The following is a 22,231-nucleotide window of genomic DNA, read 5'->3' as shown; positions in this document are numbered from 1 at the left end:
CGGCTATTTCGTGCCATACATCCGGTCGCCGGCGTCGCCGAGACCGGGGACGATATAGCCCTTCTCGTTGAGATGGCTGTCGATCGCGGCGGTGTAGACCGGAACGTCGGGATGGGCCTTGCGGAAATTCTCGATGCCCTCGGGTGCTGCCAAGAGGCACAGGAAGCGGATATTGGTGACGCCGCGCTCCTTCAGCCGGTCGACGGCGGCAATCGAGGAATTGCCGGTCGCCAGCATCGGGTCGACGACGATCACCAGACGTTCGCCGATATCCTCCGGCGCCTTGAAGAAATATTCGATCGCCTCCAGCGTATCGTGATCGCGATAGACGCCGATATGGGAGACGCGGGCGGACGGAACGAGGTCGAGCATGCCTTCGAGCAACCCGTTGCCGGCGCGCAGGATCGAGGCGAACACCAGCTTCTTGCCTTCCAGCACCGGCGCTTCCATGGTTGTCATCGGCGTTTCGATGGTTTCCATGGTAAGCTCGAGATCGCGCGTCACCTCGTAACAGAGCAGCGTGGAAATCTCCCTGAGCAGACGCCGGAAGCCCGCCGTCGAGGTTTCCTTCTGCCGCATCTTGGTCAGCTTGTGCTGAACCAGGGGGTGATTGATGACCGTTACGCCGTCCATGGTGTTTTCCCGTCTTTTACGCACTCACGCTGTTTATGGCGCAAAAGCCCGGCATCCGGCAAGCATCGCGCCGGTGAAAGCGCATGGTTTGCACCGTTTCAGCCGGCGAGCCGCGAAAGCAGACGCTTGCGCGTCGGCTCATCCACAAAGGCGGCCTCGATCGCGGTCCGCGTCATCGCGTTGATTTCATCTTCCGAAAAACCCATTTCGTCGCGGGCCGCCTCATATTCGCGGGCGAGCGAGGTGTGAAAGAACGGCGGGTCGTCGGAATTGAGCGTGACCTTCACCCCGGCGTCATAGAGGCGGCGCAGCGGATGGGCGGCGAGATCCGGATAGACCGACAGCGCGATATTGGAGCCGGGGCAGACTTCCAGCACCACGCCCTCATCGGCAAGCCGGCGCACCAGATCCGGCTCCTCGATCGCCCTGACGCCATGCCCGATCCTGTCGGGCCTGACGCGATCGAGCGCGTCGCGCACCGAGAAAGCGCCGCAGACCTCACCGGCGTGAATGGTGATGCCGAGCCCGCCATCGCGCGCGATGTCGAAGGCGCGGCCGTAATCCGCCACCCGGCCCATGCGCTCGTCGCCGGCCATGTTGAAGCCGGTCAGCAGCGGGAAATCTGCGGACACGGCATAGCGCGCCGCGCCTTCCACCTGCTCCGGGCCCATATGGCGCTCGCCGATCATGACCATGCGCGCCTCGATGCCGGTCTTGTCGCGCGCGGCCTCGATGCCGGCGGTTATCGCCCGCATGTAGCCGTCCTTGGAGAGGCCGGCGGCCAGCCCCTGTTCCGGCGAGACGAACAGCTCGGCATAGATTGTGTTTTCTGCGGCCAGTTCGCTCAGATAGGCTTCCGCAAGGGCCGCGAAATCCTCCTCCGAGCGGAAGACATTGGCGATCGCGGCATAGCAGGCGATGAAGCTTGAAAAGTCGTGCCAGATGTAGCGGCCGTCGGCGAGGTAGCGGGACAGATCGATGCCGTATTTTGCGGCAAGACGCGCCGCCAGGGCCGGCGGGGTGGCGCCTTCGATATGGCAGTGAAGCTCGGCCTTGATCACAGAAACGACCTCCCATGCTTGCCCGGCGCAAGACCCAGATGCGCGGCGATGCTCTCCCCGATATCGGCATAGCTGTCGCGCACGCCGAACGATCCCGGCCGCAGCCCGGGGCCGAACACCAGCACCGGAACGCGTTCGCGGGTATGGTCGGAGCCGCGCCAGGTGGGATCGCAGCCGTGATCGGCGGTCAGCACCACGATATCGCCGGGCTTCAGCGTCTCGGCAATATCGGGAATGCGGGCATCGAAGGCCTCGAGGGCTGCCGCATAGCCCGGCACGTCGCGGCGATGGCCATAGAGCATGTCGAAATCGACGAGATTGGTGAACACGAGATCACCATCGCCGGCCTCGGATATCGCCTTGAGGCTGGCATCGACCAGCGCCTCGTTGCCATCGGCCTTGAAGAGTTGCGTCACACCCTTGCCGGCGAAGATATCGGAGATCTTGCCGACGGCGAGCACGTTTCGCCCGGCCTCGCTCACCCGGTCGAGCAGGGTCCTTTCCGGCGGCTCGATCGAGAAATCGCGGCGATTGCCGGTGCGCTTGAAGGTCTCGGCGGTCTCGCCCTTGAACGGGCGGGCGATCACCCGGCCGATATTGTAGTCATAGGTCAGTTCGCGCACGACCGCGCAAAGCTGCATCAGCCGGTTGAGGCCGAAGTGATATTCGTGGGCTGCGATCTGAAACACGCTGTCGGTGGAGGTGTAGAAGATCGGGCGGCGCGTCCAGACATGTTCCTGGCCGAACCGCTTGATGATCTCCGTGCCCGAGGCGTGGCAATTGCCGAGGCTGCCGGAAATGCCGGCCTTGGCATAGATCGCCTCCAGCAGTTCGCGCGGGAAACAATCGGCCCCTTCCGGAAAATAACCCCAGTCGAACATTACCGGCGTGCCGGCAATCTCCCAGTGGCCCGACGGCGTGTCCTTGCCGCGCGAAACCTCGCTTGCCGCGCCATAGCGGCCGAGAAACCGCTCCGGCCGCGCCATTCCCGCCGGATAATTACCGCTTGCAAGCTTCGCCGCCTCGACAAGGCCAAGCGCCGCCATATTGGGAAGCTTCAGCGGACCTGAACGCAACCCGTCGCGATCGCCGATCCCGGCCGCGCAGAATTCGGCGATATGGCCGAGCGTATCGGCGCCGAGATCGCCATAGGCCCTGGCATCCGGCGCGCCGCCGATGCCGAAGGAATCAAGAACGTAGATAAAGGCGCGGCCCATGCGGTCCATTCCGTGAGATTCGATCAGGCATATCTAGCGCTTGCCTTCCGGCTTGGCAAACCATCGATCGGGCCGCTTGGCGCACGACGACGGTGGGCGCAAGGGGAACAGATCCCGGCCGAATTGCGTTTAATCAAGCAGTAACCATGTCTTTTAACGCCGCGGGAAGGCAAGCGCGCCATGATGACAGTCACCGAAGCAGCCAGAGCCAGACCTGTCATGCCGCAAAGATCCGAACGCCGCTCCACCACTCTGGGCCACAGCGCGGAATTCGCCCTGATCGCCGGCGTCGTTCTGGCGGCGATTATCGCGGTCGGATTCGCGGTCTTTCAGTTCTACGCCGTGATCTGAAGGCGCAGCATCAGTCTGCGGACACTGATCCGTCACTCAGCGGAAAGCCGCATCAGTGCCGCCAGCATCAATTGCGCGCCCTTTTCGATATCCGCCCAGTCGGAATGTTCGTCCGGCGCGTGGGATATGCCGTTGCGGCTCGGCACGAAGATCATCGCGGAGGGGCAGAGCGCCGTCATGGTCTGCGCGTCATGGCCGGCGCCGGAGATCATCCGCCGGGCCGGCAGGTTGAGGCGGCGCGCCTCGGCCTCCAGCATGTCGATCAGTCCGGCATCGAAGGCAACCGGTGCGATGAAGCTGTTTTCCTCGATCGAGAGCGAAAGTCCGTGTTTGCGTGCGGCTTCCCCCGCCGCTTCCCCGAAGCGGGTCTGAAGGCCGCGCATGACCTCTTCCCGGGCATCGCGGATGATCACGGTGAAGACTACCTCCCCCGGTATCGTATGCGGATGGTTGGGGGAAAGCTCGACCTTGCCGATGGTGATCCGGGCGTCTTTTGAACCTGGGGCGGCGATCATGTCGGGTATCTGGATGGCGATTTCGGCAAGACCCGCGAAGGCATCGGCGCGCATATCCATCGGCGTGGTGCCGGAATGGTTGGCGATGCCGGAAAGCCGAACATGCAGGTTGACGATGCCGGTCGCGCCCTCCGGCAGTCCGATAGCGATGCCTTCCCGCTCCAGCACCGGCCCCTGCTCGATATGCAGTTCCAGAAACGCCCTGACCGAGCCTTTCGGCCGCGACGATGAGAGGATCGTCTTTGGTTCCAGCCCCTGGGCACGCATGGCGTCGGTCAGCAACATGCCATCGGCATCGGCAGCGCTTTCGAGCCAGTCCCGCGTCACCAGACCGGCAATCGTCTGCGAACCGAGCATGCCGCCGAAACGCCCCTCCTCCTCCGAGGTGGCCGCCACCTCGATGGGGTGGGCGGGGGCAAAGCCCGCTTCCTTCATGGCCCGCACGCATTCGAGCGCGACGGCTGCGCCCAGCGCGCCATCGAAGGCGCCGCCGCTCGCCACGGTATCGAGATGGGAGCCGACCATGATCGCAGGCGCATCCGCCGCGCCATAGCGACCGAACACCGAATTGGCGCCATCTCGGCTGACGATCAGACCATCCGCCTCCATCTCGCGCGCAAACCAGTCGCGCACCGCCATATCGGCATCGGAAAAACCGACGCGGTTGAAACCACCACCCTCCTCGGCACGGCCGAAGGCATTGATGCCGTCGAGCAGCTTTCTCAGCCGCTCGCTGTTGATCTCTGGTCGCATGCCGCCTCCTTCGTTGATCAATTCATTATGATAAATTCAGTTAAATCGCAAATTTTTCATAATAAATAAGATCGAATAGCCGTTTATGGCGGAGGCGGTTTCGCTGCATCGGAACCGTAAATTCCGTACCCGCCGAGGACTTCTCGGCGGGGCGAAGCCTAAGCAATCTAGAATGCGAGGTCGGTATGCGCTGTGCGGAGCATATCGAGATGGGAGGCGATCAGCGGCACCAGAACGGTGGCAACCGTCTTTTGAACGCCCTGACGTGACACGTCATCCACCTCGCGCTTCTGCACCTTGAGAAGCGACTTGTGATTATCGATCTGGTGCTCGATATAGGCCAGATCGAAGGCAGGTCCCGGATCCATCCTCTTCAGCGTCTCCACCGATTGCGACAGCGTATCCGGGCGCTGCGGCGCGGAAGCATCGGCCTTCAACAGCAAGCCTGCAATCGCCTGGGCCTCCTCTGATTCCAGTTCGGCGAACTTGTAGACCACCGGATGGACCGCCTTCTTGGCGGCCAGCTCGCTGATATCGCAGGAAAACAGGTCGAGTTTCAGCGTCTGGTCTACGTAATCCTCCGGCGGCTCATCCGCCAATGTCGAAGTCGGGGCCGAAACAGAGGCCAGTGCGGTCATCGCCGCCGTCACGGCTCCGCCGATGAAAATACTGCGGCGGCACAACGCGATCGAAGTCATGTTCATTGCCTTTCATCATCGTCCATCAGCTTTCATGTGAGGTCCGCTCACAGTGACGATCAGAGTGGTTCCGTAGTTGGCAATTTGAAGGCGCAATGCCTTTGTCATGGAATTCCGGATGGGCTCGACCGTCCGCCAGCCCCGCTGGGCCATCCATTTAAGGTATTGAAAAATATGGACTTAGGTTGAACGCTACGCTACCCCCGCAGGAATTATCATAATAAATCCTTGTCAATTACCAATTTTTCATAATTAATTAAGAAAACCACCAACAGAGGAGAACCGATCGATGAAACGCCTTCTCGCAGCCGCGCTGGCTGCCGCGTCGCTCGCCTTCGGGGCGCCGGCGATTGCCCAAACCCCGCCGAACGTTCTGATCGTCGGCCAGATCGCCGAGCCGAAATCGCTCGACCCCGCCACCGACACCGCCGTCAACGACTTCCGCATCCTCGTCAACATGTATGACGGCCTGGTGCGCTACAAGGACGGCACGCTTGAGGTCGAGCCTGCGCTTGCGACAGACTGGGACATTTCGGAAGACGGCAAGACCTACACCTTCAAGCTGCGCGAGGGCGTGAAGTTCCATGACGGTTCGGATTTCAACGCCGAGGCGGTGAAGTTCAACTTCGACCGCATGCTGAACGAGGACAACGAGTATTACGACACCGGCCCGTTCCCGCTCGCTTTCTTCTTCTCCTCGATCGACACCGTCGAGGTCGTCGACGACATGACCGTGAAGTTCACGCTGACCGAACCTTACGCGCCCTTCCTCTCCAACCTCGCCTATCCGACCGGCCTGATCGTCTCGCCGGAAGCGGTGAAAGAACACGGCAAGGATTTCGGCCGCAACCCCTCCGGCACCGGCGCGTTCAAGTTCGAGGAATGGGACCCGAACGCCAAGGTGGTCGTGTCCAGGAACGAAGATTACTGGGATGGCGCGCCGCCGCTTGAGGCCGTGGTGTTCCGTCCGGTCACCGATGCCAATACCCGCGTTGCCGAGATGCTGTCCGGTGGTCTCGACGTGATGGTCGAGGTGCCGCCGGATGCGCTGCAGCAGTTCTCCGGCAATGACAATTACAAGGTCTACGAGCAGGCAGGGCCGCATCTCTGGTTCCTGATCCTCAACATGAAGGACGGCGTCTTCGCCGACAAGAAGGTCCGTCAGGCCGTCAACTACGCGATCAACAAGGAAGCGATCGTGAACGACATCCTGCAGGGCACGGCCGAAGTGGCCGCCGGCCCGACGCCGCCGGCCTTCGCCTGGGCCTATGACGACAGCCTGTCGCCCTACTCCTACGATCCGGAAAAGGCCAAGACCCTTCTGGAAGAGGCCGGCTATGACGGCTCGGAACTGACCTTCTACGTCACCGAAGGCGGATCGGGCATGCTGGAGCCGCAGGCGATGGCGACCCAGATCCAGGCCGATCTCGAAGCCGTCGGCATGCCGGTCAAGATCGAGACCTATGAGTGGAACACCTTCCTCGGCAAGGTGAACCCCGGTCTGGAAGGCAAGGCCGACATGGCCGAAATGGCATGGATGACCAACGACCCGGATACGCTCCCCTATCTGGCGCTGCGCTCGGAAGCCTTCCCCGATCAGGGCGGCTTCAACTCCGGCTATTACGCCAACCCGGAGGTCGACACGCTGCTGGAACAGGCGCGCACGTCCACCGATCAGGCAGAGCGCGCGAAGCTCTACAAGGAGATGCAGGCGATCGTCCACGACGACGCGCCCTGGGCCTTCATCGCCAACTGGAAGCAGAACGCGGTGACCAAGGCGAGCGTGGAAAACTTCAAGCTCCAGCCGTCCTTCTTCCTGCTGCTGCAGAAGGTGGCAAAGCCGAACTGATCGGAAAAGCCGCATAGCCCCCAATCGATCTCCCCCCTTGAGGGGGAGATGCCCCGACAGGGGCAGAGAGGGGTGGACCCTATCCGAGAGCACGGAGACTGCGGCCTTCAGGGCTTACGCCTCCCCCCGCGAGAAGAACAAGCAGCCGCATTCGGAAGCTGCTCCTCACTCCCAATACTCTCTCCCGCTGGCGGGAGAGATGCCCCGAAAGGGGCAGTGAGGGTGGCGCGGCATCTCGTCTCGTGAGGGCGTTCGAGGGGATACCCTCCCCCCTCACTGTCGCTTTCGCGACATCTCTCCCCTCCGGGGCGAGAAGATTGGGGGGCTTTGCGGCAATCGCCGTTTGCCCTTGATCGCATGGCCATCACGGAGAACACGCCATGGCACACTATATCCTCAGGCGGCTTCTGGCTGTCATTCCGGTGCTTCTCGGCCTGACCGTGATCGTGTTCGCGATCATGGCGATGATCCCCGGCGATCCGGCGACTGCCATTCTCGGCTCCTACGCCACGCCGGAAAATGTCGACCGCATCAACCGCGCGCTCGGGCTCGACAAGCCGCTGGTGCAGCAATATTTCATCTGGCTCGGCAATATTCTCCAGGGCGATTTCGGCCGCTCCTATACCCAGAACCGCCCGGTGATCGACATCATCACCGAGCGCTTCGGCAATACGCTGATACTTGCCGGCACGTCGCTGGTGCTCTGTTCCATCCTTGGCCTTCTGGCCGGCATCGTCTCGGCGGTGCGCCAGTATGGCTTCACCGACAAGCTGGTCACACTGTTCGTGCTGATCGGCATTTCCGTACCCTCGTTCTGGCTCGGCCTGCTTCTGATCCTAGTCTTCGCCGTCAAGCTGCAATGGCTGCCGGCAAGCGGCATGTATGCGATCTATGGCGGCGGCGGGCCGATGGATCTCATCAGACACCTGATCCTCCCCGCCTTCACGCTCTCCGTCGTGGCAACCGGCGTGGTCGCCCGACTGACCCGCACCTCGATGCTGGAAGTGCTGCGCCAGGACTATATCCGCACCGCCCGCGCCAAGGGGCTGAAGGAGCGCCGGGTGATCATGCGCCATGCCTTCAAGGCCGCGCTCGTCTCCGTCATTCCGGTGCTCGGCATCCAGGCCGGTTTCGTGCTCGGCGGTGCGGTCTATATCGAGACCGTGTTCCAGTGGCCGGGCATCGGCTCGATGCTGGTGACCGCGATTTCCACCCGCGACCTTTTGACCGTCCAGGGCGGCGTGCTGATCGTGGCGGCGGCCTATGTGCTGTTCAACCTCGCCGCCGACGTCGTCCAGACCATGCTTGATCCGAGGTTGCGTTGATGACCGACGCTGCGATTTCCACACCTGTGAAGAAGAAGAAGGGCGGCCGCCCGAGCGCGGTGAAGCTTCTGCTCAACAACACGCTCGCCACCACAGGGCTGATCGTCCTGACGCTGATCGTGCTGGTGGCGCTGGCCGCGCCCATCCTGCCCCTGCAGCCACCGAATGTCACCGATCCCTCCGTCCGCCTGCTGCCGCCCTTTTCCGAGGGGCATCTGCTCGGCACCGATGCGCTCGGCCGCGATCTCCTGTCGCGGCTGATCTGGGGCACGCGGGTGAGCCTCGCCGTCGGCGTCTCCGCCACGCTGATCGCGGCCTTCTTCGGCTCGCTGATCGGCCTTGTCGCCGGCTATGCCGGCGGGCGCACCGACAATATCCTGATGCGCGGCATCGATATGGTCATGGCCTTCCCCTATATCCTGCTGGCGCTGGCAATCGTCGCCGTCCTCGGCCCGGGCCTCTTGAACGCGCTCTATGCCATCGCCGTGGTCAATATCCCCTTCTTCGCCCGTAATATTCGCGGCATGACACTCGGCCTGTCGCGGCGCGAATTCGTCGATGCGGCAAGGCTTTCGGGCAAGTCGCATTTTGCCATCCTGTTCGGCGAGGTTCTGCCCAATGTGCTGCCGGTGATCATCATCACCATGTCGACCACGATCGGCTGGATGATCCTGGAAACCGCCGGCCTCTCCTTCCTCGGTCTTGGCGCGCAGCCGCCGCAGGCCGATCTCGGCTCGATGCTCGGCGACGGCCGCAAGGTGCTGTTCACCGACGCCCATGTCTCGATGGTGCCGGGCCTGATGATCTTCGCCCTTGTCATGAGCATCAACCTTTTCGGCGACGGCATCCGCGACGTGCTCGACCCGCGGCTGAAATCCGGCGCGCTGGCCCGCCCCGGCGCGCGCACCGCCGTCAAACGCGATGCGGCGCCCGACGAGAAGCCGCGCGAAAACGCGGTGCTCGACGTGCAGCAGATGCGCACCGAATTCCATGTCGGCGGCAGCATCTACAAGGCCGTTGGCGGCGTCGACCTGCATATCCGCGAAGGCGAATGTCTCGGGCTCGTGGGCGAGTCGGGCTCCGGCAAGTCGGTGACCGCGATGTCACTGATGGGCCTTGTGCCGACCCCTCCCGGACGCATTGCCGGGGGTGCCGCGTGGTTTTCCGGCGAGGACCTGTTTGCCGCAAGCGACGAGCGCATCCGCCAGTTGCGCGGCGGCGCGGTCAGCCACGTGTTCCAGGACCCGCTGTCGACGCTGCATCCGCTGTTCACCGTTGGCGATCAGTTGATCGAGGCGATCCAGGCGCACCAGCCGCTGTTGAAATCCGAGGCGCGCCAGAAAGCCACCGATCTGTTGCAGTCGGTGCGCATTCCCAATGCGGCCGAGCGGCTGAACGCCTTTCCGCACGAGCTTTCCGGCGGCATGCGCCAGCGCATTTCGATCGCCATGGCGCTCGCCAATGACGCACAGCTTATCATCGCGGATGAGCCCACCACCGCGCTCGATGTCACCGTGCAGGCGCAAATCCTCGAACTGATGAACGGGCTGCGCAAGGAGCGCAACACCGCGATCCTGTTCATCACCCATGATTTCGGCGTGGTCTCGGCGATCTGCGACCGGGTGGCGGTGATGTATGCCGGCCGGATCGTGGAAACCGGCACGACCGAGGAAATCCTCGCCAACCCGGCCCATCCCTACACCGCCAAGCTGATCGACTGCGTGCCGGTGCTGGGCGAGCCCGAGCGGCGACTTGACGCGATCCAGGGCCGCCCGCCGGTGGTCAACGACCTGCCGGATGGCTGCGCCTTCGCCGATCGCTGTCCCTATGTGCAGGCGGACTGTCGCAAGGGCGACATCCCGATGCTCTCCTTCGGCGAGGAGCGCGGGGCGCGCTGCATCCATCCGCTCAACCGGGAGACCGCCGATGCCTGAGGCCAATGAAACGCTGATCGCGATCGATCGGGCCGAGCGCATCTTCGGCGGCGGCAAGACGCTGTTCGGCAAGGCGCTTCCCGCCGTCCACGCGGTGCAGGACGTCACTCTCGACGTCAAGAAGGGCGAAACGCTCGGCATTGTCGGCGAGAGCGGCTGCGGCAAGTCGACGCTCGCCCGCCTGCTCTCCGGCCTCGACCTGCCCACCGGCGGCACGATCACCTTCGAAGGCCGCGATCTGGCGCGCGAGGCAAAGAAGAACCCGCGCGCGCTGGCCCGCCAGGTGCAATATGTGTTTCAGGACCCGGTCTCCTCGCTCAATCCGCGCAAGAAAATCCGCACCATCCTTGAAGCCCCGCTGATCCATCTTCTGAAGATGAACAAGGCCGAACGCGCAAAGCGGCTGGAAGAGCTGATGGACGCCGTCAATCTCGCGCCAGAATTCCTCGAGCGCTACCCGCATGAATTTTCCGGCGGGCAGGCCCAGCGGATCGGCATCGCCCGCGCGCTTGCCGCCGATCCGGAGGTGATCGTGCTCGACGAACCGGTCTCCGCGCTCGATGTCTCGGTGCAGGCGCAGGTGCTCAACATTCTCGATGACCTGAAGAGCCGGTTCGGCCTCACCTACCTGTTCATCAGCCATGACCTGTCGGTCGTGGAATCGATCTCGGACCGGGTGGCGGTGATGTATTTCGGGCGGATCGTGGAACTGGGAGGCCGCGATGCGGTGTTCGCCGAGCCGCTGCATCCCTACACCCATCTGCTGCTCAATTCCGCGCCCGCGCCGGGCCGCAAGGCGGTCTCCGGCGGCGATAGCGAGGCGGAGCTGCCGGATCCCTACAATCCGCCGAAGGGCTGCGCCTTTTTCGCCCGATGTCCCAACGGAACGGAGCATTGCCAGACGCATGTTCCGCCGATAGATGAAGCGCAAGGGGGGCCCGGCCACGAAGCCGCCTGCTTCCATCCGATGGTGAAAAGGACGGCATGACCAGACCCAGCCTCGAAAGCCGCCAGGCCTTTGCCCCGCCCTTTGCGGAAAAGAAGCGCAAGCGGCCGGATATCATCGCCGACATGCTGCGCGAGCGGATGATCGAGGCCGGGCTCGAGCCAGGCGACCGACTGCCGGCGGAATGGCTGGACCCGGAGCAGCTTTCCGCCTCGCGCGGCACGGTGCGCGAGGCGCTGAAAATCCTCGAATTCCAGGGCATGATCGCCAGCAAGACCGGCCCCGGCGGCGGCGTCTTTGCCCGCGCGGTCGCCCCTGACGAGGCGATCCAGACCGTGACCAATCTGTTCCTGCGCGCGCCGCCCTCGATCTCCGACATTTACGCGCTGCGCAAATCTCTGGAGCCGGAACTGGCGGCAGACGCAGCGCTTCATCTGCCCGACGAAGCGATTGATGATCTGCAGGCCACGATCCGGCTCTACGAGGCCGAGCCGAAATCCGCCGACGAGGAATATGTCCAGCGCCTCGCCGAGCTCGACTTCCACGCCGAGCTTTCGCGCCATGCGGAAAACCCCGTCCTCGGCTTTGCCTGCGGCCTGCTCTTGAACCTTCTGCGCGACCTGCCGGAATGCCGGGAAATCTACCAGACGCCCAATCCGGGCCTGCGCGAGACCGGCGTTTTCTACCAGATCGAACTGATCAAGGCGATCCGCAGCCGCAACCCGGACCGGGCCCGCAAGATCATGGCGGAACATATGGCCGAGGCCGAGGCTTATATGCTTGAACGGGCGCGGCTGAACCGGGAGGCCGCAGGAAGAGGGAGCAGGACATGATCCGCACCATCCATTCCCACGAAGGCCATCTCGGGTGGGACCGGGCGATCGAGCCGGTGCATTTCGCAAGGTCGGGCGAAACCTTGACCTTCGCCTGCCGTGATGCCGGCAACGGGCATTATCACCACGGCAGCACCGCCGCCGATATCCTCACCGCCGACCCAGCCAACGTCAATCCGCTGACGGGGCCGGTTTACGTGGAGGGTGCCGCGCCGGGCGACGCGCTGAAGGTGACGATCCATGAATTCACGCCATCGGGCTTCGGCTGGAGCGCGATCATTCCGGGTTTCGGGCTGCTGGTCGATCAGTTCGAGCAGCCGAAGCTGAAGCTCTGGGATTATGACACAACGGCAAAAAAGCCCGCCGTCTTCAACGATATTGCCTCCGTGCCGCTGCGCCCCTTCATCGGCACGATCGGGGTCGCAATGGCCGAGCCCGGCAACCATTCGGTTATCCCGCCGCGCCGCGTCGGCGGCAATATGGATATCCGCGATATCGCAGCCGGCACGACGCTCTATCTGCCGGTCGAGGTCGAGGGCGCGCTGCTGTCACTCGGCGACACCCACGCCGCCCAGGGCGATGGCGAGGTTTGCGGCACGGCGATCGAAAGCGCGATGGATGTTGCGATCACGGTGGAAGTTGTGAAGGACGCCGCCCCGAAGACCCCGCATTTCTCCACCCCCGGCCCGATCGCCCGCCATCTCGATGCCGCTGGCTACGAGGTGACCACCGGTATCGGGCCCGACCTGATGGCGGCTGCTCGCGATGCCGTCTCGGCGATGATCGACCACCTGTCGCGCACCCGTAAGCTTGCGCCCGAGGATGCCTACATGCTGTGCTCGGTCGCCGGCGACCTGAAGATCAGCGAGATCGTCGACGCGCCGAACTGGGTGGTGTCGTTTTATTTTCCCAGAATCGTGTTCGGATAGAGCATCCGCCCTGCCCCTCAGGCATGGCCCGCGTGATGGGGATGCGCCGGATCGTCGATGGTTTCGCTCTCGACGTCGGCCGAAAGCTCCTGCTTGGCCTTGCCGGTCGGCTGGCGGGTGAAGCCGGTCATCGGGCCGGACTGCTGGAAGTCGCGCTTGATCTCGACATCGGAGGTCAGATAGGCCGTGATCATTTCCGCGATCGAGCGCAGCGCATGCATGTGGATGCGCTCATAGCCGTGCGAGGCATCGACGCCGAAGGCGACCAGCGCGGTGCGCACATCCGCCCCCGCTTCCACGGCGCTTGCCGAATCCGAACGGTAGTAGCGGAACACGTCCTTTTGGTAGCGGATATCGTTGGCCTTGCAGACATCGACCAGTTTCTTGGTGAGATGCCAGTCGAAAGGGCCGGTCTGGTCGGCCATCGCGATGGTCACGCCGAATTCGGACGAGTTCTGGCCCGGCGCCGAGGTGCCGTTGTCGATCGAGACCAGCGAGGCGACCTCGGGCGAAACGATCGAGGAGGCGCCGACGCCGACTTCCTCGGCAATCGTGAACAGCCAGTGGCTGGCGACCGGGGTTTCGACATTCTCGTCCTGCATCGCCTTCAGCGCGGCCAGCATCAGCGCCACGCCGGCCTTGTTGTCGAGATGACGCGAGACGATGAAGCCATTGTCCAGAAATTCCGGAAGGGGATCGATCGCGACGATATCACCGATCTCGATGCCGAGCCGGTCGAGATCGGCCTCGTCGCGGGTCAGGGCATCGACGCGCAGCTCGACATATTGCCAGCCGACCGGCAGCTCGTCGATTTCATTGTTGAAAGTGTGCCCGGACGCCTTCAGCGGCAGGATGGTGCCGCGATAGGACCCCTTTTCGGTGAAGATCGTGGCGCGCGCGCCCTCGGCGAACCGCGCCGACCATGTGCCGATCGGCACCAGTTCCAGCCTTCCGTTCGATTTCAGATATTTCACCTGCGCGCCGAGCGTATCGACATGCGAGACCACGGCGCGCGCGCCGCGGCTGTCGACGCCGCGCCGGACGGCGCGGATCGCGCCGCGCCTTGTCAGCTCCACCGAAAGGCCGAGCTTTTCCAGCTCTCCGGTGACGAAACGGACGATGGGGTCGGTGTAGCCTGTCGGCGAGGGGATCGCGAGGAGCGATTTGAGAATGTCGGACAGGTAATCGGCGTCAATCGTCAATCGTTTCATCTGCTACTCGTTCTTGTGGGCCTCGCGCACCGAATGGCGTACGCCGGCCGGCATTGAAAGCGGGAACAGCAGGTCGACAAACCGTTCGGCCGTCGGCTGCGGCTCGTGATTGGCTAGCCCCGGCCGCTCATTGGCCTCGATAAAGGCATAGTCCGGGTTTTGCGGGGACTTGATCATCAGGTCAATCCCCACCACCGGAATATTGATGGCGCGCGCCGCCGAAATCGCCGCATCCACCAGCTTCGGGTGGACGATATCGGTGACATCATGAATGGTGCCGCCGGTATGCAGATTGGCGGTTCGCCGCACCCGGATTTCGGTGCCAGCCTCCGGCACATCGGCGAAGGTGTAGCCTGCATCGCGCACCGTGCGTTCGGTCTCGGCATCGAGCGGGATCGAGGATTCGCCGCCGGTTGCGGCGCTGCGCCGCTCGCTCTGGCTCGCGATCAACTGCTCGATCGAGGATTTGCCGTCGGCCACGATATGGGCCGGGCGACGCATGGCGGCGGCCACGAGCCGATAGTTGATCACGATCAGGCGCAGATCCTCGCCTTCCACCATCTCCTCGATCAGCACCGTGTCGCAATAGGCCTTGGCCGCCTTCACGGCTTCCTGGAGGTCCTCATAGGTCGTGATCCCGACGGAGATGCCCCTGCCCTGTTCGCCGCGCGCGGGCTTGACCACGAGATGGCCGGCATCCTCCAGGAAGCCGCGGATCGCATCCTCGCCGGCATCCGACGTCATCTGGCGCGGCACCTTGACGCCGGCCTCCTCGACGAAGCGGCGGGTCACGGATTTGTCGTCGCAGATCGACATCGCCACCGATGTCGTCAGTTCCGAAAGGCTTTCGCGGCAATGGATCGAGCGCCCGCCATAGGAAAGCCGGAAGAAGCCGCCCCTTGCATCGGTGATTTCGGCTGAAATCCCCCTGCGCCGCGCCTCGGTCACGATCAGTCGGGCATAGGGGTTCAGTTCTTCATAGTCATCCGCCTCCGGTCCGGTGAAAAGCTTCTCGTTGATCTGGTTCTTGCGCTTGACCGTGAAGAACGGCACCCGCCTGAAACCGAGCTTTTCGTAGAGCCGGATCGCCGGATCATTGTCGTGGAGCACGGACAGATCGAGATAGGACGCGCCGCGGGCGAGAAAATGCTCGGCGAGCCTGCGCACCAGCGCCTCGCCGATGCCGCGCTGGCGGGCCTGCGGGTCGCTTGCCAGGCACCAGAGCGACGATCCCTTTTCCGGATCGTTGAACACCCGCGAATGATCGATGCCGGTCACCGTGCCGAGAATATTGCCGGTGTGCTCCTCCTCGGCGACGAAATAGGAGATTGAGCGGGCATCGCGCTGACGCCAGAAGAAGTCCGGCCTGACCACGACCATGCCGCGCGCGGCGTAAATCCGGTTGATCGCCTGGGCATCGATCTCCGATGTCAGCCGGCGGATGAAGAAGCCCTGCGGCGGCTTGGAGGCCGGGCGGTAGGTGGAAAGCTCCAGCCGGAAGGTATGCGAGGGATCGAGAAACACCTCCTGCGGCGCGTTCGCCAGCACCACATGCGGATCGCGGACATAGATCGCGATATCGCGGTGATCGGGCACTTCGGCGCGCAGCGTCTCGATCAGTAGCTTGGTGTCGGAAAACGTCTGGCCGAACACCACCCGCCCCCAACCGCAATCGATCGAGGCGTCCGGCGTCATGTCACCGTGCTCCTCGCCGCCGGGGATCGGCGGTTTCATTCCATGCGAACGCATCCGTTTCAGTCGGTGTGCATAGGCCTCGCGCCCGCGATGATCGTCCCTGGAGCCTTTGTCCGAACTCATCGGCTTTTCCTCAGATGTCGTGCGACTGCAGCCACATTTCCAGAAGCGCGACCTGCCACAGTTCCGAACCGCGCAGCGGCGTGATGTGGCCGATCGGATCGAGGAACAGGTCGTCCAGATAGCTTTTCCTGAACAGCCCTCGCTCGCTGGAGACCTGGCTGGTCAGCACATCGCGCACCATATCCAGATACTCGCCCGAAATGTATTTAAGCTGGGGCACGGGGAAATAACCCTTCTTGCGGTCGATCACCTCGTGAGGAACCACCAGCCTCGCGGCGTCCTTCAGCACGCCCTTGCCGCCGTCATTGAGCTTGAACTCCGGCGGGATCGTGGCCGCAAGTTCGGCAAGCTCATGGTCGAGGAACGGCACGCGCGCCTCCAGACCCCAGGCCATCGTCATATTGTCCACCCGCTTGACCGGGTCGTCAACCAGCATGACCTGGCTGTCGAGGCGCAGCGCCCGGTCGACCGGACCTTCGGCGCCCGCCGCCATCAGATGGCTTTCGACGAAGGCGCGGCTGACATCCTCCTCGGCCAGCCATTCGTCCGACAGATGGCGCGAAAGCTTGGCGTGGTCGCGGTCGAAGAAGCCCTTGGCGTAATCGCCGACGACATCGTTGGAGTTTTCCAGCGGCGGATACCAGTGATAGCCGGCGAAGATCTCGTCCGCGCCCTGGCCGGATTGCACCACCTTGATGTGCTTGGAGACCTCGCGCGACAGCAGGAAGAAGCCGATATTGTCGTAGGAGACCATCGGCTCCGACATTGCGTTGATCGTGTCCGGCAGCGCGCTCATCAGTTCGGAGGACGGCACGAAGATCTTGTGGTGATCGGTCCCGAAACGTTCGGCAATCAGGTCGGAATAGGTGAATTCGTCGCCTTTTTCGCCATTGGCCTCCTCAAAGCCGATCGAAAACGTCATCAGATCCTTCTGGCCTTCCTCAGCCAGCAGACCGGTGATGATCGAGGAATCGACGCCGCCCGACAAGAGCACGCCGACGGGAACGTCGGAGACCATGCGGCGCTTGACGGCGATGCGGAGCGCATCGAGCACCCGATCCCGCCACTCCTCGCGCGTGAGTTTGGCGGTCGCGGCATCGCGCTCGTGTTTTGGCGACCAGTAGCGGATATCCTTGAACGACCCGTCCGGTTCGAAGCAGCGGGTTGTGGCCGGCGGGAGCTTGCGCACGCCCTTGACGATGGTGTGCGGCGGCGGCACCACGGCGTGGAACGACATATAATGGTGCAGCGCCACCGGATCGACGGTCTTGTCGATGCCGCCGCCCTTTAACAGCGCCGGCAGCGTCGAGGCGAAACGGATATTGCGGCCGCTCATGGCGTAATAGAACGGCTTGATGCCGAAACGGTCGCGCGCGATCATCGCCTTGCCGCTGTCGCGCTCGACGATGGCGAAGGCGAACATGCCGTGGAACCGCTTCACGCAATCGCGGCCCCAGGCGTGATAGGCCTTCATGATCACTTCGGTATCGCCGGTGGAGAAGAACCGGTAGCCCTTGTCCTCCAGCTCACGCCGGAGTTCGGGATAATTGTAGATGCAGCCGTTGAAGACGATAGTCAGACCGAGTTCCGGGTCGGTCATCGGCTGGGCGGCCTTTTCCGACAGGTCGATGATCTTCAGACGGCGGTGACCGAAGGCGAAACGCCCCTGGGCGAAGATGCCGCTGCCGTCCGGCCCGCGCGGCGCGAGCGCCGCGGTAATCCGGGCCACGGCCTCGGAATCTGCAAGGGTTCCATCGAATCTGATCTCTCCGGCAATACCACACATGGTCTGGTCGGTCGCTCCTGTAGACTGGCTGCCCGGTTCAGCCGGGCGCATAAGGCAAAACGCCGGCGCGGACACCGCGCGGCGCAGACTGTTTTTCATGGCGCGGGCGCAAAGCCCGCATCTCGGGTTCGGTTTTAGTTACAACAGAAATCATTTGAGTTCAAATGATTTCTGTTGTAACTACTTTCCGCGATGATGGACAACAAACCTGATACAGTGATCACGAATGCCGATGCGGTGATGAAGGCGATCCGTCGGATCGCCCATGCGATTGATATCCGCTCGAAACGGATCGGCCGCGAGACAGGGCTGACAATCCCGCAGATCGTTGTGCTGAAGGCGGTGAGTGACCAGGGCGCGCTGACGACGGCGGCGATTTCCAAGCAGGCGGACCTCAGCCCGGCCACCACCGTGACCATTCTCGACAAGCTCGAGGCCAAGGGATTGATCACCCGGATTCGCTCCACCAGCGACCGTCGCACCGTGCAGGCCAAACTGACCGAGGCGGGCGCGCACACACTTGAGGCCGCGCCATCGCTGTTCGCCGACGGGTTTGCCGCCGACTTCGCCACTTTTACCGGCAAAGAGCAGGCCGATATCGTCACGGCCTTCAAGATGGTGGCTGACCTTCTGGATCGCAAAGACGCGAAAAACCCCGAGGACATGGCGCGGTGACCCCGTCTCAGTGGTTTCGGATCGCCTTGATCAGCTCTTTCTTGCTCATCTTCGACCGGCCTTCAATGCCGATTTCGCGGGCGCGTTCATAAAGATCGTCGCGCGTCCACTCCTCATAGGGCTGCGACTCGCCGCCCTTCTTGGAGGGCTTCATGCTGTCATTGGCCTTTGCGTTGGCAATGCGCGCGGCCTTTTCCTTCGAGGCTCCGTCTCGACGCAGAGCCTGATAGGTATCCTCGTCCTTGATCCGGGGTTCATCTTTCGCGGTGGGCATGACATCCATCTCCATCGAATTTACCTGACAAACGATGGAGGCGGGCTTTTGGTTCCGGGCTGCTACCGGTTGGCGCGCGCTTCCGCGCCGTCGACGATCGTGCGGATCGTTTCGGCAACCCGGTACTGGAAGGCGAAGGCCTCGTCCGGCTCGAAGCCCGGATCCTCCTCCTGACCTTTGACCGTCAGCAACCCGTCAAGCGCGCGGCGGAACACCGAATAGTCCCTGCCCTCGGCAAGCGCCGCGGCAAGCGCGATCAGCACTTCCTGATGCGCCGCCATCTGCGCTTCCAACCGTTCCAAACGTTGTTCCGACATGGTTTCCTCGCTTTGTTGTGTTGGAAAGAAGAGGTACACAGGGCGTTGCGAATTGCAATGCCCAACGCCGTCTGCCGGAACCAAGCGCGGAAAGCGGCGTTTCGCAGTCATCGCCCACTCGTCGAGGAGGCTGGCTTGCCGACCGCATCGGAATCCGAACGCGAATTCCATTCGCTGACGGAGATTGTCGAACGCACAATGGAAGAGGCAGGGGACGGCCACGTTTCGGTGGACCGGCTCATGGTCTCCTTCGGCCATGCCTCGTTCGTGCCGCTTCTGATCCTCCCGGCGCTTGTGCTGATCACGCCGCTGAGCGGCGTGCCGGGGCTTTCGACGCTGTGCGGCCTGATCATCATGATGATCGCCGCCCAGCAGCTTGTCGGCCATAGCCAGATCTGGCTCCCCGGCTGGATCCGGAAAAGACAGATCGCCTCCGACAAGTTCCGACCCGCCATGCAGAAGGTGCTGCCGCTGACGCGCATGATCGACAGGGCCGCGCGCGAACGCCTGACCTTCCTGTTCAAGCGTCCTTTCAAATGGCTGCTGCCGCTGGCCTGCGTGATCTTCGGCGCGATCATGCCGCTGATGGAGTTCATCCCGTTCTCCTCCTCCCTCATCGGCGTCGCCGTGACCCTGATCGCCTTCTCGATCCTCACCCGCGACGGCATCTTCGCCCTGCTGGCCCTCGTGCCGCTGGGCGCCGTGGCCTGGGGCGTGATGAGCGTGCTGTCGTCGCTTTGAGGCAAGAAAACTGTCGCCCCCCGGGAAGTCGCAACGGCAAAGAACTGATGGAAAATGTCTGGCTGGGAGCCTGTATTCTCGCCGACACATTGTTGCCTTATGTGAACCTGGGTTGTCACACCAAATTCAAGGTCGATTGGCCCGATCTCAGTCTTTCGCGTCAGTTGTGTGGCGCCGCACATCGGTGAGTTCACTTTTACACAGCGCCGGGATAAAAGAGCGAAACCTATCTTGCACGTATCAAGGTGAACCGCGCCGGGTTTGCCGGAGGCCTCAACTCGCGAGAAGTAGGGTCTATGACAAGCAAGACGACCAATATATATTCGCCAGAGGTCCGCACCCGGGCTGTTCGGATGGTGATGGAACACGAAGCCGAACATCCTTCGCGGTGGGCAGCCATTTCCTCGATAGCTGCAAAGATCGGTTGCTGGGCACATACGCTCAATGAGTGGGTGAAGCGGGCTGAGGTGGATAGCGGCAAGCGGACCGGTTTACCGAGCGATGTCGCGGAGAAGATGAAGGCTTTGGAACGCGAGAACCGGGAGCTTCGTCAGGCGAACGAGATCTTGCGCAAGGCGTCTGCGTATTTTGCTTGAGCCGAGCTCGACCGCCCAATGAAGCGATGATTGCCTTCATCGATGAACATCGTTCCGCACTTGGGCCAATGTCGGATATTGGGCCGATCTGCAGGTTTCTGCCGATTGCCCCATCCACCTACTACGATGCCGTTGCCAAGCGCACTGACGTGGATCGCCTGTCGGTCCGCGCTCGACGCGACATGGCCATGAAGATCGAGATACGCCGCGTGTTCCACGAGAACTTCCGGGTTTATGGCGTGCGCAAGGTCTGGCGGCAGTTAAAGCGCGAGGGCTTCGATATTGCCCGATGCACTGTCGCCCGGCTCATGAGGACGATGGAGCTGCAAGGCGTGATCCGAGGCAGGCCCGCCAGAACAACAACGCCGGACAAAAACGCGCCATGTCCGCTCGATCGGGTCAATCGTCACTTCAAAGCACCGGCTCCGAATATGCTCTGGCTTTCCGATTTCACATATGTCGCGACATGGCAGGACTTTGTTTATGTGGCTTTCGTGATCGATGCTTTTGCACGACGCATTGTCGGCTGGAGAGCAAGCCGCACTGCCCATACGAGCTTCGTCCTCGACGCTCTGGATCGGGCGCTTCATGATCGAGAGCCCGTTCATCGTAGCAGCCTTATCCATCACTCGGATCGCGGCGTGCAATACGTATCTATTCGCTATTCCGACCGGCTGGCAGAGGCAGGCATTGAACCGCCTGTCGGAAGTGTTGGCGACAGTTACGACAACGCTCTCGCAGAAACGATCAACGGGCTCTACAAGGCGGAGGATATCCATCGGCGAGGTCCATGGCGCAACTTCGAAGCCGTAAAGTTCGCAACGCTCGAATGGGTCGACTGGTTCAATAACCGACGCCTTCTGGAGCCGATCGGAAACATTCCGCCCGCAGAGGCCGAAGAACGGTACTATGCCAAGCTGGACGCACCAGCGTTGGCCGCATAACTTAAACCAAACGATCTCCGGCAAACCCGGCGCGGTTCAGTGCGATGCTACGTTTCAGGCGACGACGTTTGGGAATGTGGGTCGTGACCGGCCAGCTTTTGTTTCAAGTACTCATTGCGCCATTGGTTCGATTTAGCTCGAAGTCGCGTCTTGAACAGATTATGGCCGACTACAATTTAACCGCGAATCCTCATATCTTGAGCGATTCTCTCGAGGTAGCCAGCGTTAACGAGCCAAATGTACCTGATGCGCTAACAAGATTCATGCCCGATGTCGTGCTCGTTAATGGAACCCGAATTATCAAACCAAACGTGCTGGGCTGTGTGGAGGCGCCATTCATTAATACGCATGCCGGCATTACGCCAATGTATCGCGGCGTACATGGGGGATACTGGGCTATGTGGAACGGAGAACCGGACAACTTTGGAGCAACAATTCATCTGGTCGACCCAGGCGTAGATACAGGGCAGCCTTTACGACAAGTTCGGATACGTCCATCGCAAGACGATACCTTCGCCACGTATCCGCTTCTCCAACAGGCCGCAGCCCTTGATGACATCAGGGAAATAATTACCGATCTATCCGTTGCCTTGGATAGGATGCCCGCCACCGCCACGAGCCATATCAGTCGACAGTGGTTTCATCCAACTATCGGACAGTATCTCATCGGACGATTGCGCGGGATCAAATAGTCTCGCAACGATACGAACGGCGTGCCGCACGCTTGGCATCTCGGATGCGACGTCTACACACGGCGCGAGAGGCATGAAAGTGTTGAAGGTCAAACAGAGGTGGCTCGGTTTGTCTGAACAGTTTGGGGCGTTT

21 protein-coding genes and 1 other annotated feature are annotated in these 22,231 nt (G+C 62.3%); of the genes, 11 read left to right on the top strand and 10 right to left on the bottom strand.

Features of this window, described 5'->3' with window-relative positions; translation table 11 throughout:
* Positions 1 to 3: 3 nt before the first annotated feature.
* The 3 genes from upp to K7H91_RS07930 all read right to left on the bottom strand — a co-directional run bounded on the left by upp (position 4) and on the right by K7H91_RS07930 (position 2,911).
* Positions 4 to 633 (bottom strand): uracil phosphoribosyltransferase, encoded by a 630-nt coding sequence (gene upp / locus K7H91_RS07940; protein ID WP_230719683.1) that lies wholly within the window; start codon positions 631 to 633, stop codon positions 4 to 6.
* A gap of 98 nt (positions 634 to 731) precedes the next feature.
* Positions 732 to 1,694: an adenosine deaminase gene (locus K7H91_RS07935; RefSeq protein WP_230719682.1), complete on the bottom strand. Its 963-nt coding sequence runs from the start codon at positions 1,692 to 1,694 to the stop codon at positions 732 to 734.
* A complete protein-coding gene (locus tag K7H91_RS07930; RefSeq protein WP_230719681.1) occupies positions 1,691 to 2,911 on the bottom strand; it encodes a phosphopentomutase in 1,221 nt (406 codons plus the stop codon). The genes K7H91_RS07935 and K7H91_RS07930 overlap by 4 nt, the downstream gene beginning before the upstream one ends.
* Before the next feature lie 180 nt (positions 2,912 to 3,091).
* Here K7H91_RS07930 and K7H91_RS07925 point away from each other — a divergent pair, with 180 nt between their 5' ends.
* Positions 3,092 to 3,262 (top strand): hypothetical protein, encoded by a 171-nt coding sequence (locus K7H91_RS07925; RefSeq protein WP_230719680.1) that lies wholly within the window; start codon positions 3,092 to 3,094, stop codon positions 3,260 to 3,262.
* Positions 3,263 to 3,294: 32 nt separating this feature from the next.
* Here K7H91_RS07925 and K7H91_RS07920 read toward each other — a convergent pair whose 3' ends face one another.
* Together K7H91_RS07920 and K7H91_RS07915 are read right to left on the bottom strand one after the other, a co-directional pair.
* On the bottom strand, positions 3,295 to 4,530 hold the full coding sequence (locus K7H91_RS07920; RefSeq protein ID WP_230719678.1) for a Zn-dependent hydrolase: 1,236 nt from the start codon (positions 4,528 to 4,530) through the stop codon (positions 3,295 to 3,297).
* Between the two features lie 167 nt (positions 4,531 to 4,697).
* Positions 4,698 to 5,234, bottom strand: coding sequence for a DUF4142 domain-containing protein (locus K7H91_RS07915; RefSeq protein ID WP_230719676.1), 537 nt, complete (start codon positions 5,232 to 5,234; stop codon positions 4,698 to 4,700).
* A gap of 283 nt (positions 5,235 to 5,517) precedes the next feature.
* On the opposite strand from K7H91_RS07915, the gene K7H91_RS07910 reads away from it, so the two are divergent.
* From K7H91_RS07910 to K7H91_RS07885, 6 genes are all read left to right on the top strand, one after another.
* Positions 5,518 to 7,077, top strand: a complete 1,560-nt coding sequence (locus K7H91_RS07910; RefSeq protein ID WP_230719675.1) for an ABC transporter substrate-binding protein — start codon at positions 5,518 to 5,520, stop codon at positions 7,075 to 7,077.
* A gap of 380 nt (positions 7,078 to 7,457) precedes the next feature.
* Positions 7,458 to 8,402: an ABC transporter permease gene (locus K7H91_RS07905; RefSeq protein ID WP_230719674.1), complete on the top strand. Its 945-nt coding sequence runs from the start codon at positions 7,458 to 7,460 to the stop codon at positions 8,400 to 8,402.
* Positions 8,402 to 10,336 carry a dipeptide/oligopeptide/nickel ABC transporter permease/ATP-binding protein gene (locus tag K7H91_RS07900; RefSeq protein WP_230719673.1) on the top strand — a complete coding sequence of 645 codons (1,935 nt, stop codon included), beginning with the start codon at positions 8,402 to 8,404 and terminating at the stop codon, positions 10,334 to 10,336. Before K7H91_RS07905 ends, K7H91_RS07900 begins: the two co-directional genes overlap by 1 nt.
* Positions 10,329 to 11,324: an ABC transporter ATP-binding protein gene (locus tag K7H91_RS07895; protein WP_230719672.1), complete on the top strand. Its 996-nt coding sequence runs from the start codon at positions 10,329 to 10,331 to the stop codon at positions 11,322 to 11,324. Before K7H91_RS07900 ends, K7H91_RS07895 begins: the two co-directional genes overlap by 8 nt.
* Positions 11,321 to 12,115, top strand: coding sequence for a FadR/GntR family transcriptional regulator (locus tag K7H91_RS07890; RefSeq protein ID WP_230719671.1), 795 nt, complete (start codon positions 11,321 to 11,323; stop codon positions 12,113 to 12,115). Before K7H91_RS07895 ends, K7H91_RS07890 begins: the two co-directional genes overlap by 4 nt.
* Positions 12,112 to 13,044, top strand: a complete 933-nt coding sequence (locus tag K7H91_RS07885; RefSeq protein WP_230719670.1) for an acetamidase/formamidase family protein — start codon at positions 12,112 to 12,114, stop codon at positions 13,042 to 13,044. The genes K7H91_RS07890 and K7H91_RS07885 overlap by 4 nt, the downstream gene beginning before the upstream one ends.
* A gap of 17 nt (positions 13,045 to 13,061) precedes the next feature.
* Here K7H91_RS07885 and K7H91_RS07880 read toward each other — a convergent pair whose 3' ends face one another.
* From K7H91_RS07880 to K7H91_RS07870, 3 genes are read right to left on the bottom strand one after another with little or no spacing between them, the layout of a single operon-like run.
* Entirely contained in the window at positions 13,062 to 14,255 is a 1,194-nt protein-coding gene (locus K7H91_RS07880; protein ID WP_230719668.1) for an osmoprotectant NAGGN system M42 family peptidase, read from the bottom strand.
* 3 nt (positions 14,256 to 14,258) lie between these two features.
* Positions 14,259 to 16,073 carry an N-acetylglutaminylglutamine synthetase gene (gene ngg, locus K7H91_RS07875; RefSeq protein WP_230719667.1) on the bottom strand — a complete coding sequence of 605 codons (1,815 nt, stop codon included), beginning with the start codon at positions 16,071 to 16,073 and terminating at the stop codon, positions 14,259 to 14,261.
* A gap of 10 nt (positions 16,074 to 16,083) precedes the next feature.
* Positions 16,084 to 17,859: an N-acetylglutaminylglutamine amidotransferase gene (locus tag K7H91_RS07870; RefSeq protein ID WP_230719857.1), complete on the bottom strand. Its 1,776-nt coding sequence runs from the start codon at positions 17,857 to 17,859 to the stop codon at positions 16,084 to 16,086.
* 216 nt (positions 17,860 to 18,075) lie between these two features.
* On the opposite strand from K7H91_RS07870, the gene K7H91_RS07865 reads away from it, so the two are divergent.
* Positions 18,076 to 18,534, top strand: a complete 459-nt coding sequence (locus K7H91_RS07865; RefSeq protein WP_230719665.1) for a MarR family winged helix-turn-helix transcriptional regulator — start codon at positions 18,076 to 18,078, stop codon at positions 18,532 to 18,534.
* A 7-nt stretch (positions 18,535 to 18,541) separates the two neighbouring features.
* Here the strand turns inward: K7H91_RS07865 and K7H91_RS07860 are convergent, their stop codons facing one another.
* Both K7H91_RS07860 and K7H91_RS07855 read right to left on the bottom strand, forming a co-directional pair.
* Positions 18,542 to 18,808, bottom strand: coding sequence for a DUF7218 family protein (locus K7H91_RS07860; protein WP_230719663.1), 267 nt, complete (start codon positions 18,806 to 18,808; stop codon positions 18,542 to 18,544).
* A 62-nt stretch (positions 18,809 to 18,870) separates the two neighbouring features.
* The gene (locus K7H91_RS07855; protein ID WP_230719662.1) at positions 18,871 to 19,125 is read right to left on the bottom strand and encodes a hypothetical protein; all 255 of its coding nucleotides are present in this window, start codon (positions 19,123 to 19,125) and stop codon (positions 18,871 to 18,873) included.
* 135 nt (positions 19,126 to 19,260) lie between these two features.
* Between K7H91_RS07855 and K7H91_RS07850 the strand changes: the two genes are divergently transcribed.
* From K7H91_RS07850 to K7H91_RS07840, 3 genes are all read left to right on the top strand, one after another.
* Complete coding sequence (locus tag K7H91_RS07850; protein WP_230719661.1) at positions 19,261 to 19,866, top strand: exopolysaccharide biosynthesis protein; 606 nt, start codon at positions 19,261 to 19,263, stop codon at positions 19,864 to 19,866.
* 296 nt (positions 19,867 to 20,162) lie between these two features.
* Positions 20,163 to 21,406, top strand: a protein-coding gene (locus K7H91_RS07845) for an IS3 family transposase (RefSeq protein WP_230719657.1) whose coding sequence is annotated in 2 segments (ribosomal slippage) — positions 20,163 to 20,454 and positions 20,454 to 21,406 — 1,245 coding nt in all. Because the reading frame shifts where the segments join, the coding sequence is not laid out codon by codon here.
* Positions 20,447 to 20,575: a sequence feature (AL1L pseudoknot), on the top strand. It overlaps the preceding gene by 129 nt.
* Positions 21,407 to 21,489: 83 nt before the next feature.
* The gene (locus K7H91_RS07840) at positions 21,490 to 22,098 is read left to right on the top strand and encodes a formyl transferase (RefSeq protein ID WP_230719656.1); all 609 of its coding nucleotides are present in this window, start codon (positions 21,490 to 21,492) and stop codon (positions 22,096 to 22,098) included.
* The last annotated feature ends 133 nt before the right edge of the window (positions 22,099 to 22,231 follow it).

The organism is Martelella mediterranea (genome assembly GCF_021021415.1).
GTDB lineage: Bacteria > Pseudomonadota > Alphaproteobacteria > Rhizobiales > Rhizobiaceae > Martelella > Martelella mediterranea_C.
This window is presented reverse-complemented; position numbering and strand designations above follow the sequence as displayed.

Excerpts from the sequence above, each read along its gene's own strand:
- upp (WP_230719683.1), bottom strand. The coding sequence starts at position 633 with ATGGACGGCGTAACGGTCATCAATCACCCCCTGGTTCAGCACAAGCTG.
- K7H91_RS07930 (WP_230719681.1), bottom strand. The coding sequence starts at position 2,911 with ATGGGCCGCGCCTTTATCTACGTTCTTGATTCCTTCGGCATCGGCGGC.
- K7H91_RS07925 (WP_230719680.1), top strand. The coding sequence starts at position 3,092 with ATGATGACAGTCACCGAAGCAGCCAGAGCCAGACCTGTCATGCCGCAA.
- K7H91_RS07920 (WP_230719678.1), bottom strand. The coding sequence starts at position 4,530 with ATGCGACCAGAGATCAACAGCGAGCGGCTGAGAAAGCTGCTCGACGGC.
- K7H91_RS07915 (WP_230719676.1), bottom strand. The coding sequence starts at position 5,234 with ATGAACATGACTTCGATCGCGTTGTGCCGCCGCAGTATTTTCATCGGC.
- K7H91_RS07910 (WP_230719675.1), top strand. The coding sequence starts at position 5,518 with ATGAAACGCCTTCTCGCAGCCGCGCTGGCTGCCGCGTCGCTCGCCTTC.
- K7H91_RS07905 (WP_230719674.1), top strand. The coding sequence starts at position 7,458 with ATGGCACACTATATCCTCAGGCGGCTTCTGGCTGTCATTCCGGTGCTT.
- K7H91_RS07900 (WP_230719673.1), top strand. The coding sequence starts at position 8,402 with ATGACCGACGCTGCGATTTCCACACCTGTGAAGAAGAAGAAGGGCGGC.
- K7H91_RS07895 (WP_230719672.1), top strand. The coding sequence starts at position 10,329 with ATGCCTGAGGCCAATGAAACGCTGATCGCGATCGATCGGGCCGAGCGC.
- K7H91_RS07890 (WP_230719671.1), top strand. The coding sequence starts at position 11,321 with ATGACCAGACCCAGCCTCGAAAGCCGCCAGGCCTTTGCCCCGCCCTTT.
- K7H91_RS07885 (WP_230719670.1), top strand. The coding sequence starts at position 12,112 with ATGATCCGCACCATCCATTCCCACGAAGGCCATCTCGGGTGGGACCGG.
- K7H91_RS07880 (WP_230719668.1), bottom strand. The coding sequence starts at position 14,255 with ATGAAACGATTGACGATTGACGCCGATTACCTGTCCGACATTCTCAAA.
- ngg (WP_230719667.1), bottom strand. The coding sequence starts at position 16,073 with ATGAGTTCGGACAAAGGCTCCAGGGACGATCATCGCGGGCGCGAGGCC.
- K7H91_RS07870 (WP_230719857.1), bottom strand. The coding sequence starts at position 17,859 with ATGTGTGGTATTGCCGGAGAGATCAGATTCGATGGAACCCTTGCAGAT.
- K7H91_RS07860 (WP_230719663.1), bottom strand. The coding sequence starts at position 18,808 with ATGCCCACCGCGAAAGATGAACCCCGGATCAAGGACGAGGATACCTAT.
- K7H91_RS07855 (WP_230719662.1), bottom strand. The coding sequence starts at position 19,125 with ATGTCGGAACAACGTTTGGAACGGTTGGAAGCGCAGATGGCGGCGCAT.